The sequence below is a fragment of the Pilosibacter rotomagensis genome (assembly GCF_045062245.2).
In the GTDB taxonomy this organism is placed as follows: Bacteria; Bacillota; Clostridia; order Lachnospirales; family Lachnospiraceae; genus Pilosibacter.
In genome coordinates, this window is the sequence record NZ_CM170323.1 from 3,305,508 (window position 1) to 3,317,859 (window position 12,352).

General features: G+C 50.2%; 10 protein-coding genes and 1 other annotated feature. Of the genes, 7 read left to right on the forward strand and 3 right to left on the reverse strand.

From position 1 onward, the window contains the following. Nucleotides 1-115: 115 nt before the first annotated feature. Nucleotides 116-724 carry a sortase gene (locus ACI3EW_RS14855; RefSeq protein ID WP_405579405.1) on the reverse strand — a complete coding sequence of 203 codons (609 nt, stop codon included), beginning with the start codon at nt 722-724 and terminating at the stop codon, nt 116-118. 248 nt (nt 725-972) lie between these two features. On the opposite strand from ACI3EW_RS14855, the gene ACI3EW_RS14860 reads away from it, so the two are divergent. The 5 genes from ACI3EW_RS14860 (at nt 973) to ACI3EW_RS14880 (ending at nt 7,289) form a co-directional block, all read left to right on the forward strand. Continuing rightward, the gene (locus tag ACI3EW_RS14860; protein WP_178592376.1) at nt 973-2,142 is read left to right on the forward strand and encodes a BMP family ABC transporter substrate-binding protein; all 1,170 of its coding nucleotides are present in this window, start codon (nt 973-975) and stop codon (nt 2,140-2,142) included. Between the two features lie 153 nt (nt 2,143-2,295). Continuing rightward, nucleotides 2,296-3,831, forward strand: a complete 1,536-nt coding sequence (locus tag ACI3EW_RS14865; protein WP_405579402.1) for an ABC transporter ATP-binding protein — start codon at nt 2,296-2,298, stop codon at nt 3,829-3,831. Beyond that, nucleotides 3,828-4,916 (forward strand): ABC transporter permease, encoded by a 1,089-nt coding sequence (locus ACI3EW_RS14870; protein ID WP_405579399.1) that lies wholly within the window; start codon nt 3,828-3,830, stop codon nt 4,914-4,916. Before ACI3EW_RS14865 ends, ACI3EW_RS14870 begins: the two co-directional genes overlap by 4 nt. Next, nucleotides 4,913-5,827, forward strand: coding sequence for an ABC transporter permease (locus ACI3EW_RS14875; protein ID WP_405579396.1), 915 nt, complete (start codon nt 4,913-4,915; stop codon nt 5,825-5,827). Before ACI3EW_RS14870 ends, ACI3EW_RS14875 begins: the two co-directional genes overlap by 4 nt. A 61-nt stretch (nt 5,828-5,888) precedes the next feature. Then, nucleotides 5,889-7,289, forward strand: coding sequence for an ADP-ribosylglycohydrolase family protein (locus ACI3EW_RS14880; protein ID WP_405579394.1), 1,401 nt, complete (start codon nt 5,889-5,891; stop codon nt 7,287-7,289). A gap of 279 nt (nt 7,290-7,568) precedes the next feature. Here the strand turns inward: ACI3EW_RS14880 and ACI3EW_RS14885 are convergent, their stop codons facing one another. Continuing rightward, a complete protein-coding gene (locus tag ACI3EW_RS14885) occupies nt 7,569-8,384 on the reverse strand; it encodes a Cof-type HAD-IIB family hydrolase (RefSeq protein WP_405579391.1) in 816 nt (271 codons plus the stop codon). A gap of 94 nt (nt 8,385-8,478) precedes the next feature. After that, nucleotides 8,479-9,804 (reverse strand): glycosyltransferase, encoded by a 1,326-nt coding sequence (locus ACI3EW_RS14890; RefSeq protein WP_015553026.1) that lies wholly within the window; start codon nt 9,802-9,804, stop codon nt 8,479-8,481. A 163-nt stretch (nt 9,805-9,967) separates the two neighbouring features. Then, nucleotides 9,968-10,222 (forward strand) — a binding site (T-box leader). A 295-nt stretch (nt 10,223-10,517) separates the two neighbouring features. On the opposite strand from ACI3EW_RS14890, the gene ACI3EW_RS14895 reads away from it, so the two are divergent. Together ACI3EW_RS14895 and ACI3EW_RS14900 are read left to right on the forward strand one after the other, a co-directional pair. Then, nucleotides 10,518-11,597 (forward strand): TRAP transporter substrate-binding protein, encoded by a 1,080-nt coding sequence (locus ACI3EW_RS14895; protein ID WP_405579388.1) that lies wholly within the window; start codon nt 10,518-10,520, stop codon nt 11,595-11,597. A 265-nt stretch (nt 11,598-11,862) separates the two neighbouring features. Next, nucleotides 11,863-12,351 carry a TRAP transporter small permease gene (locus ACI3EW_RS14900; protein ID WP_405579385.1) on the forward strand — a complete coding sequence of 163 codons (489 nt, stop codon included), beginning with the start codon at nt 11,863-11,865 and terminating at the stop codon, nt 12,349-12,351. The last annotated feature ends 1 nt before the right edge of the window (nt 12,352 follow it).

The window sequence follows — 12,352 nt, forward strand, 5'->3', positions numbered from 1 at the left end:
TCCAGATGTAACAGCAAAAAACAGGGAAAGTACACCCTCTCCGAAGGCACTTTCCCTGTTTCCGTACACAGACCCTTTGTTTCCCTGAGAGCATTTCAAGTAAAAATACTCCTCTCTATTTCTCAATCTCCCTGCATCTCACCGCAGCCCGCGCCTTCCCCTTATTCGTGCAGGTAAACAGTGTCAGATCCCAGTCCCCGGCTTCCATCTTTTCGATGTCATAGCCGCCAACCGTCTCGATCTCCGCCACTTCATAGGAAAATATATTTCCGTCCGCATCTGTGAATACTACGGAATCGCCCGGATTCAGGCGCTTGATGCCGGAAAAATGAGTGCGGTAATTATGTCCGGCGATGATCATATTCTTTAAGTACGCGGAACCACTGTAGCGGCACGGGGCTTTCTTGAGCTTCGCGTCGCTCCACTCGCTAATGACCGGAAGCTTGAGCCCCAGCGCCGGAATCTCGATCATCCCCACACATTCCTGTCCGTTTACCTCCACTGTCGGCATTTCCATCTCCGGATTCTTCTTATATTCCGGCACCGGTTCCTTTTTCTCCGTCTCCAGCCGCTCCGGCAGAGCTGCTGTCAGTGACTCCATCCGGACCACCATCTCCTCTGACTCTGCTCCGGCCCGGTCTGATTCTCTTATATTATAAACAGTAAGAAGAAGAGCCGCCGCGATCAGCAGCAGCCCCGCGCCTGTTAAAATCTTCCCTTTCATAGCCTTACCATCCTGTCTTCCATATTGCATATGCTGTCTGTGTTCCTTTTCACACATTTTCATTATATCATCGGCCTTTATGAGGCACAACTGTCGTCATTGTTATTTTCTTAACGATCTTTCGCTTTTTTCACTATATTCATTGTCTAATTTGCACAAATTTGGTATAGTATACCCATGAAAAAAATCAAATCTGTTCTCCGGTGATCATATTTCCCGGAGAACAAGCCGAAAAACAGGAGGAAAACATGAAAAAGACCATGAAAGCTACCGCATTATTCTTGGCAGCCGGACTGCTGCTCACCGCGTGCGGAGGAAAAACTGATACTGCAGCTACAACTGCTGCCGCTGAAAGCGCAAAAGCTGATGCCGAGACAACTGCTGCCGCTGCTGAGACAGACGCAAAGAAGCCGTCCTTTGTATTCGTATGTACAGGACAGTTAGGTGATAAATCCTTCAACGATTCTGCAAACGCAGGTATGGAAAAGATTGCTTCCGATCTTGGCTGCGAGATAAAGGTTATCGAGATCGGCCGTGACCAGACAAAGTGGGAGCCGACATTCCAGGATCTCGCTGAGGAAGGAAAATACGATGTTATCATTTCCAACGGATCTTCCTCCGCTGAGGTCATCGAGCAGGTTGCGGAAGAATTCCCGGATCAGAAATTCGTTATGTTCGACTCTGATATGGAAGAGGGCAAGTGGCCGAACCTTTACGCGATCAGCTACAAACAGAACGAGGGCAGCTACCTTGCCGGCGTTCTCGCAGCACTTGTAACAGAATCCAAAGACATGCCAAACGCAAATGAAGACAAGAAGATCGGTTTCGTCGGCGGTTCCGAGCACCCGATCATTACTGACTTCCTTGTTGGATACATCGCAGGCGCAAAATCTGTTGACCCGGATATCAAGGTATACGTTTCCTACATCGGTTCCTGGGATGATACCGCAAAGGGTAAAGAGACAGCTATCGCCCAGTACAATCAGGGCGTTGATATTATCTTCCCGGCTGCTGAGCAGGCCGGACTTGGCTGCGTAGAGGCTGCTGCTGAGATGGGCAAATACATCATCGGCGTTGACTCTGATCAGGCAATGCTGTTCTCCGGTTCCGATGAGGCAAAGGCAAACGTGATCCTTTCTTCCGTATTAAAGAATGTCGGCGATTCCCTCGTGAGAATGGCTGAAATGGAAGAAGAGGGAACGGTTCCTTACGGCAAATGTGAATTCCTTGGTTTAAAGGAAAACGGTGCGGGTCTTGCTGACAACGAGTACTTCCAGAAGAACGTTCCGGACGAGATCAAAAAGACGATCGAGGAGAAGAAACAGGAAGTTCTCGACGGAAAAATCGAGATCCCGACTGCTCTCGGCGATGCTGACCAGAACGAAGTTCAGGCTCTCATCGACTCTGTAGCTCCGTAATTTTATCCGGCAGATCCACTCAAAACCTGCTGCGATATTTTATGTAAACCATCTGGGGAATCTTTCCAAGGCCATTGATTTTCCCAGAATATCGAGTACATCAGGGGACTTGTCAACAAGTCCCCTTGGCTTTTATAAGAAAGGAGGATCCGTATGGGCAAAGAGATCCTGAAAATGGAACATATCACAAAGATCTACCCCAACGGTGTCATGGCCAACAGGGATGTCAGCTTTTCTGTCCGGGAAGGTGAGATCCATGCCCTGATGGGTGAGAACGGTGCCGGAAAAAGTACCCTGATGAAGATCCTGTTCGGTGACGAGGACGCCACTGAGGGCGATATCATCTTCGAGGGAAACAAGATCCAGCCAAAAAGTGCCGCTGACACGATCCGTCTCGGAATCGGAATGGTGCATCAGCACTTTATGCTCGTGGATTCTCTGCGGGTATATGAGAACGTGATCCTCGGCATGGAACCGAAAAACGGGATCATGATCGACAAGGAAAAAGCGATCCAGGCGGTGGAAGAAACCGCCAAAAAGTACAACTTAAAGATCGATCCGATGGCTGTCGTTGGAGAGCTCTCCGTCAGCCAGAAACAGAAGGTTGAGATCTTAAAAGTCCTGCTCCGCGGGGCGAAGCTCCTGATCTTAGATGAGCCGACCGCAGTTTTGACGCCACAGGAGACAGACGAACTCTTTGAACAGCTTCTTTTACTAAAGAAAAATGATCACACGATCATCTTCATCTCCCACAAGATCCGCGAAGTCATGCAGATCTGCGACAATATCACAGTCCTCCGTGCCGGACGGACAGTGGGATCGATCCCGGTCGCCAACGCGACAGAAGAAGATATCTCCCGCTTCATGGTGGGCCGCGATGTCATCCTGAAAATGAATAAAAAGCCGGCAGAATTCGGTGACACGCTCTTAAAAGTCACTGATCTGACCTATGAAAATAAAGAAGGACGAAAGCTCCTGGACCATGTCTCCTTTTCACTGAAAAAGGGCCAGATCTTAGGTATCGCAGGAGTTGAGGGAAACGGACAGAATGAACTCGCCGAGGCGATCTTCGGTTTCTACTCCGGTGTCAAAGGCAGTATCCTCTTTGATGGGAAAGAAATCCTTGGAAAATCCATCCGCGCGATCCGCGATGACGGAATTTCCTATATCCCCGAGGACCGTATCAAAACCGGAGCGGCCGGAAACATCAGCCTCTGGGGCAACATGATCGCAGACATCATCGACAGCCCGCTGTTAAAAAAACACGGACTTCTCAATTATAAAAATATCCATGAACGGACAGATAAACTTATCAGCGACTTCGGCGTCCTCTGCCAGAATGACGATCAGCCGATCGGTATGCTGTCCGGCGGAAATATGCAGAAGGTCGTAGTCGCAAGGGAATTTTCCTCTGACCCGAAGCTTCTGATCGCCAACCAGCCGACCCGGGGCATCGATGTGGGTGCCAACGAGTTTATCTGGAAAAAGATCATTGAACAGCGCGATGCCGGAAAGGGCGTTATCCTGATCTCCGCGGACTTAAACGAGATCATGGAGCTCTCCGACAGCATTCTCGTCATGTGCGGCGGACAGGCTGCCGCCTACTTCGAGGACGCGAAAAAAGTAGATGAGTTCGAGCTCGGAAACTACATGCTCGGGCTGAAACATCAGGAGGTATCGGAATCATGAAACAGAAAAAACCTCTCTCATCTTATGTAGAAATGCTGCGGACCATGATCGCCATCCTGATCTCCCTGATCATCGTCTTCGCGATCATTCTCCTGATCAGCAGCCAGCCCCTCTCCGCTCTCGGAGACTTTATTTTCGGACCGCTGACCTCCGTCCGCCGTTTCGGAAACGTCATCGAAGGTATGACACCGTTAATGTTTACAGGACTTGCGGTCATCATCCTCTTCAAACCGGGGCTTTTCAATCTGTCCATGGAAGGCGCGTTCTTTATCGGCGCCGTTGCTGCCTGTGCGGCTTCCCTGGGACTTGGACTTTCCGGAAAAACGGCACTGATCGTGGCCATGGCGGCTGCGGCGGTCGCAGGCGGATTTATCTGCTTCATCCCGGGCATCATGAAAGTAAAGACCGGCTCCAATGAGCTTGTAACTTCCCTGATGCTCAATTACACCTGCCTGTACGTCGGGCTCTGGATCATCACCACCTTCTTCTATGATCCGACCCAGAACTCCAACTATTCCTACAAATTTCCGGAAGGATGCGCTTTAAGCAAGATCATCACCGGCACGCGTATCAACTCCGGTACGATCATCGCCCTTGTGACTGTCCTTGTGATCTGGATCATCGTAAACCGGACACCCTTCGGCTTTAAGGCAAACCTTGTGGGCGAAAACTTCAATATGGCAAACTACGCGGGCATCAACTCCGGCCTCATAATCATCCTGACCCAGATTCTGGGTGGTATGCTGGCGGGACTCGGCGGCGCTGCGGAGCTTTTCGGCATGTACCAGCGCTTCCAGTATTCCGCACTCCCGGGCTATGGCTGGGACGGTGTTCTGATCGCCATCGTCGCCAGACGGAAGGTACAGTATGTCCCGTTCGCAGCACTGTTTTTATCTTACCTGCGGATCGGCGCGGATATCATGTCCAGAAATTCCGATATCCCGTTTGAGATCGTAAACATCATTCAGGCAGTCATGGTCCTTCTGATCTCCGCCACCGCGATCCTCAGCGGATATAAGAAGAAACTCATCATCAAAGAGACAAAAGAATTCGAAGCTGCAGCGAAAAAGGAGGTACAGGCATGAATATCTGGAGTGTGATTCTTTCCCCTGACTTCCTCTTTACCTCGATCCGTGTGATGACTCCGATCCTGTTCGCGGCCATGGCCTGCATGGTCTTCGTGAAAGGCGGCATCGATCCCATCGGAACTGAGGGAATCATGTTAAGCTGTGCCCTTGCGGGACCTGTCGGCGGTTACTTTACCCACAGCGCTCTGGGCGGCGTGATATTCGCAATGGCAGTCGGCGTGGTGCTGGCTTTCGTGTTTGGTTACTTTACACTGATCCTGAATACAAACCCGGTGCTCGCCGGAATTGCGTTAAATACTTTGTCCGGCGGTCTCACAGTCTTTACGACCTATTATCTGACCGGAAATAAAGGTTCCACCCAGAGTTTAAAGAGTCCGGTGATGCCGGAGATCAAGATTCCGCTTATCAAAGACATCCCGGTTCTCGGTGCCATTATCTCCGGACATAATGTCCTGACTTATCTCGGGCTGATCCTCGTGGTCGTCCTCACAGTCTTTTTCTGGAAGACTACCGTCGGGCTGCGGATCCGCGCTGTCGGTGAGAATGAGAGTGCCGCAAAATCCGTAGGCTTAAACGTCATGAAATATAAGTACATCGCCCTTCTCATCGCCGGCTGTCTCGCCGGGATCGGCGGAGCATACATGTCCATGGGTTATGTTTCCTTCTTCTCAAGAGACATGATCGCCGGACGCGGATGGATCGGAATGGCGGCGGAATCCATGGGTCTCGGTATTCCATGGAAGATCGCCTGCTCGGTACTGATCTTCGGTATGGCAGATTCACTGGCCGTACGACTTCAGATGTTAAATCTTCCATCCCAGCTTATTCAGACGATTCCTTACGTGGTTACGATGATCGCGATCGGAATTTATTCGAAGAGAAGTATGTCGGGGAAAAAGAAAAGTTGATGGTTTTATCTGCGACAGAACCGAGAAGGAACATTTACAGCTGAAATGAGGGAGATTCTTTATGAAAGCATGGGAATTTGAACATAAGCTGACGGCGGACGCCGTTCCGCCGGAGCTTCACGACGACAATGAGGCGGACTGGATGGCCTACACGGAAGCCGGCCGCGCCTCCGACAAACAGCTTTTCCACGACTGGGACAATAAAGTTCCGGGATCCAAAGCGCCCTGCGACGTGGTGATCGCCGCGGTGCAGAGCATGCACAACCGTGGATATGATGTGACGGAAGCTGAGAAATTCATGGAGGAAGGCCTGAAGGCGTCCGAGGAAAAGGACGGAGCCGCGATTCAGGTGGCTACCGCGAAGATCTTCCACGCACTGAATGAAGCGCCGAAGGATCCCGCCTCCCCTTACTGGAGCTACAACACCTACCGCACCTTCGCGGATGTAGAAAAAGAAGCTGATTTCGGCCCTGCAGCGCCCTATGACGTCTTTTCCGATGACTTTGCAAAGAAAGTCACCGCAGGATGGATGGGACAGCTCATCGGCGGCTGCCTTGGAACCCAAATCGAAGGTTATACGACAGAACAGATCCGCAGACGCTTCGGCGAGGTCTACGGATATCTCCGCCGTCCGGAGACATACAATGATGATATCACCTACGAGATCGCCTATCTCGACGGATTCATCGAAAAAGGCTATGACATCACGCCTGCCGACGTTGCCTACAAATGGCTGGAGCTGATCTCCGACGGATATTCCGCCGAGAAGACGGCCATCGAAAATCTCCGCCGCGGGCTTCTTCCGCCGGAGAGCGGCACAACAAACAACTACTTTTATGACTGGATCGGAGCGCAGATGCGCACCCCGCTTCACGGAATGTTAGCACCCGGAAACCCGAAACTCGCAGCGAGACTCGCCGCGGACGATTCGATCGTCTCCCACTCCAACAATGGCATGCTGGGCGGGATCTTCAACGCCCTGCTCACCTCCCTCGCTTTCACGGAGGACCATATCCGGACCGTTGTTGAGAAAGCGGTGGACATGATCCCGCATAAGAGCGAATACTACGCAGTCGTAAAGCATGCGCTGGATCTCTGCAAGGAAAATTCTTCCTGGGAGCCGGTATGGACGGCCTGCGAGGAGCGCTACAAAGAGTACAACTGGATCCACGCCTATCCGAACGCAGCCGCCGAAGTTATTGCCCTCTGGTTCGGAAATATGGACTTTAAGGAGACCTGCCACATCATCGCCATGGAAGGTCAGGATGCGGACTGTACTGCAGCCCCGGTACTGAACGCACTGGCGATCATGATCGGTCTGGAGGTCATCGATGACAGCTATATCAAGCCCATCGGGGATAGGATCCTCACGACTATGAGACGGTATCAGGATTTCAAGATCGCTGAGCTTTGTCAGTGGACAACGGATGCGGTGAGGAATGCGGTGAAGAAACAGAAGTAATACGGTTGAGTTTTTGAAACATCTTCTGTCGCTCGGATATTGGTAAGTCAAGCAGATATTCGCAATCCGCTTCGCTACTTGCTCATAACCGAATAACTGCTCCGCAGTTTATCAGAAGGAGCTTGCACTCCTCCTGATACAAGCAAGTCCCCACCCACTGCTTATTGCTTTTCGCAATTGAAGCAGGGGACTTACTTGATTCGGTTAAAAAACAGGCTCATTTGATTTCTGGATTTGTATCAAATGGGTCTGTTTTTTTAATTATTTCTTCAATTTTTCTCAGTCCTTAAATATCTCCTTCAGCCTCTTCAGCAGCCCTTCCTCATCATTCTTCCCGATCACCATCGGTGCCCGTCTCCGCACATTCTCCGGCGCATTTCCCATTGCCGCGCCGAACCCTGCCGCACGCATCATGGAAAGATCGCTCTCGCCGTCACCGAAGGCCGCTGCCTCTTCCGGTGAAATTCCGAGTTTTCCACAGAGCGTCTTCAAACCTTCCGACTTTTCCACGCCCGCTGCCGTGATCTCCAGATATTCCGGGTTGGATGCCGCGGACTGAAGATCAGAGAAATCTCTTGCCAGAACCGCCGCCAGCTTTGTCATCACGTCCGGATCTCCCATGAGGAGAAATTTATGAATTCCGCCTTCTGTTTCAAATGTATCTTTAATAGATCCAATTTCAGCCGGAAATCCCACGATCTTCTCTTCCCGCTGCTCTCTCCAGTCGTCCCGGTCATCCACAATCCACTTCTCGCCACCGAAGGTATTGCAGGCAACAGCCGGAAAATCCTTATCCAGTATCGCCTTCAGTTCTAGTGCCCGCTTAAGCGGGATCCTCTTACTGTAGATCTCATTTCCATCATCATCAAGGATCAACCCGCCGCAGAACGCAATGATCGGTGCATGATTCCCCAGCATTCTCTTAATGACCCGCACGCCTTCCGGTGACCGCGCGGAAGTCAGGATAAACGGGATCCCCTTATTCTCAAGATTCAGGATCATCTCCTTCGTCCCCTCCGTGATCTGTCCGTCCGACGTCAGCAGCGTGCCGTCGATGTCACTGAATACGATTTTGCAAGTTTTATCTTTTTCCATCTTTATCTCCATATTTTTGATGTTTATCCGTTGTATTTCCACACCAGTACGACCGCCTGACGCAGTCCGCAGCTTCTCGCGAATGCGCCTTCTCCTATCCCCGCTGCAAAATACTCCTCTCGTTCTCCCGCACTTTCCGTGCCAGCAGCGTATACTGTCTGATCTCTTCCTCTGTAAAATTCCCAAACTTCGCCTGATAGTAATCGTTCTCCGCCGCCTCAAGATCCGGGATCACAACTTCTGATGCCGGAAGAAGTTCCAGTCGGATCTTTCGTTCTGTTCCCCGCCTTCTCGGAAGCTCCGTTACCTCCACCATCTTTTTCGCGGACAACCGCTGGACCGCCACCGCGAGGTCTCCGCGGCTAAGATCCATAAGATCCGCAAGATTCTTTCTGCTCAGTTCATGGCTTGCATCCTTCAGATATAAAAGCAGGGAAAGTTCCTCCATTGTCATATCATGCTTCAATGCCGCCGACTCCAGATATCTCTCCAGAAGTTTCCGGTCCCGGTATTTATCCACAATGATCCCATCATCGGAGATCACCTCCTGCAGCGCACTGCTCCGCTCCTCTCCGAGCTTCCGGTTTCCGGGGATCGATGCCGGAAAAACAAAGCCGTCCTTCGCTGCGTCCACCAGAAAATGGTACACCTGAAGCCGGTTTTTCTCATAATCCTCTTCGTCCAGCACATGCTTATAAAAGTTGTTGTAGTACTCAAACATCATAAGCTTCATCTTCACAGTCTTCGTGATGCTGATCTTCTGGTTCACCAGCGAACCTTTTGTCTTTACATAATAATACACCGGTGTCCTCAGCGCATAGAATGTCTCTGCATAGCGGACATATTCCAGATTGAACATGAAATCCTCACACCAGCTGATCTCCGCATCCATCCGGATCCCGAAGCGGTTTACGAGATCGCGCCGGTATAGCTTATTCCACAGCACTCCATAGTAATAATCCGCCGGATTCTCCATCATAAAGGACGCGAATTCTTCCCGGTCGATCACGCAGTCTGACTCGATGTCCCCTTTTCTGGATACCATATCCCCAACGACGCGGTAAAAATCGGAGATCACCATATCACAGCCATGTTCCTCTGCCGCCCGGACCATAAGCTTTGTCGCATCCGGCGTCAGCCAGTCATCACTGTCCACAAACTGGAGATATGTTCCCTTTGCCCTTTCAATTCCCTGATTTCTCGTGTCTGAAACCCCGGAATTTTCTTTGTGGATCACCACCACACGCTCATCCGTCTTCGCATACGCATCACAGATCGAGCCTGACATATCTCTGCTCCCATCATCTACGAGAATCAGTTCAAAATCTCTATATTCCTGTCCGAGAATACTGTCCACACAGCGGTTCAGGAATTTTTCCGCATTGTAGACAGGAACAATTATACTGACGGTCGGTTTCATTCTCCTCCTCCATTCTCTATAATAACCTGTTGGAATATCTCCTATGAAATAAATTTACTATACGATCTATCATATCATATTTTTCTCACAATACGCGATTTATTTTTTTTAATTCTCTTGACTTTTGAAAATCTGTGACTATAATAAAGGTCAGTTTCAAATATTTCCTGCGATGATGGGAACGCTCTTAACGAAGGCCTTTCAGAGAGCAGCTGGCTGGTGAAAAGCTGCAGACACCGCGTTACAGACAATCCTCCCGGAGCTAACCACTGAAAGAGTTCCAAGTAGGCTGGTTCGGTTTACACCCGTTAACGTGTTGCCTGTTAATTTTTCATATTTGAAAAACGACGGGATCGAGAGGCTGTTTTTTTGACAGCAATAAGAGTGGTACCGCAGAAGTTTCGCTTCTGTCTCTTAAAAAATAAGAGACAGGAGTTTTTTTTTGCCCCGAAAGCGTTGTCAAACGGATGAACAGACTGCGTGCTCGCACGCAAGGATGTTCAGACATTTGACAACCAAGCCGGCATGAGTAAGCAGGGCGAAAGCCCAGATTACGAATGCCTGCGGAGATTGCGGGAGCACGCAGTGCGGAGCAATTTCCTTTCGCGCACTTTGCCAACACCACCATCAATTCCTTAGTTTCTTATCTGCGAGGGGCAGTTAAGATATATACTTATAATCCATCTATTCTTAAAAGATTTCAGGAGGTCATTATGAAAAAAAGTGCAAAATTATTATCCGCCGTTATGGCAGGCGCTATGGTTCTTTCCATGGCAGGCTGCGGCTCTTCCAGCAATTCTGCAGAGACAACTGCTGCTGCCGCTGAGACAACAGCCGCTGCTGCTGATTCTTCCGCTGCTGAAAGCAAGGAAGCGACTTCAAACACAGACGCAACCGTAATAAAGCTTGGTACGACCGTAAACGAGCAGGACAGTTTCCAGGTATGTGCTGAGAAATTCGCTGAGCTCGTAAAAGAGCGCACAAACGGCGCCTACGAGATCGAGATCCATCCGAACGGAGCTCTCGGCGATGAGCGTACCATGCTTGAGAGCATGCAGATGGGTACTCTTGATATGGGTATCATCACAAGCGGTCCGTTCGTAAACTTCTCCAGCGCTATGGGTGTTCTCGATATGCCGTTCCTGTTCGCAAACAACGAAGAAGCTTACAAGATCCTCGACGGTGAGATCGGTAAAGAGCTCCTTGGAACACTTGAGGATGCTGACTTAAAGGGACTTGCTTACGCAGAGCGTGGTTTCCGTAACATCACAAACAGCAAGAAACCGATCACAAACGCAGCAGACGTTGCAGGCTTAAAGCTCCGTGTCATGGAGAACGATGTTTACACAGCAACATTCAAAGCTCTTGGTGTAAACGCAGTTCCGATGGCATGGTCCGACGCTTTAACAGCTCTTCAGCAGGGCACCATCGACGGCGAGGAGAACCCGATCAACGTTATCTACTCCTACAAACTCTGGGAGTCCCAGAAATATGTAACACTTGACCGTCATTCCTACTCCACAGCGATCATCACAATGAGCAATGACCTCTTCAAATCCTTACCGGAAGATGTTCAGACGATCTTCGAGGAATCCGCTCAGGAAGCTGCTGAGTACGAGCGTCAGTGGGTTGCTGATCAGGAAGCTGACCAGCTCCAGGAGATCAAGGATCATGGTATGGAAGTCGTAGAAAACCCGGATGTTGACAGCTTCCGTGCTGCTGTTCAGAGCGTATACGATGCATATCCGGATTACGCTGACTACATCACAAGAATCCAGGATGCTTTAAAGTAATCCCGGTTTCTGGATCGTAACTTTTTGTGCTGATATCCGCTGGCACTGCTTTCGCAGTCGGAATTTCAGCATGTGATCTGACCCGGCTGCCCAGGATCTCCTGTGCAGCCGGTCCCATCTTAAACACATTTCATGGTTACTGTTCACGATAAGCATTTTCCACACCTGCAGGACCTGCCGCCGGCGTCCCCTTACAGACGCATGGCTGCGGAAAACGCCTGTCGTGAGCAGTAACCGCTCAGGATTTAAAAAGGAGGAAACACCATTGGCTTTCGTTAAAGGTTTTCATAAACTCAGCGATGTCCTGGACACCTTATGTTCCTACATCATCGTTGTCATGCTCGGCGCCATGGTCATCATCACCGGCGCACAGATCGTCTGCCGTATGGCATTCACCGCACTCTCCTGGAGTGAGGAAGCGACCCGTTACCTTTTAGTCTGGTCATCATTTTTAGGCGCAAGCTGTGTATACAAGCACAGCGGCCATATCTCCATCACATTCGTTCAGGATATGGTTCCGTCCGCATTAAGCAAAGTCTTAAAACTTCTCGTCCATGTGGTCTGCACAGTTCTTTTTGTTGTCGTGATCATCTATGGTATGAAATACTTCGGAAAACAGGGAAACCAGCTGTCCGCAGCGATGCGTCTTCCCATGAAATATATTTACCTCTGCATTCCGGTAGGATGCGGATTCATGCTCGTACACGCGGTTGACGCGGTTCTTGGACTTTTATTTGGAAAGGAGGAGGCATAAC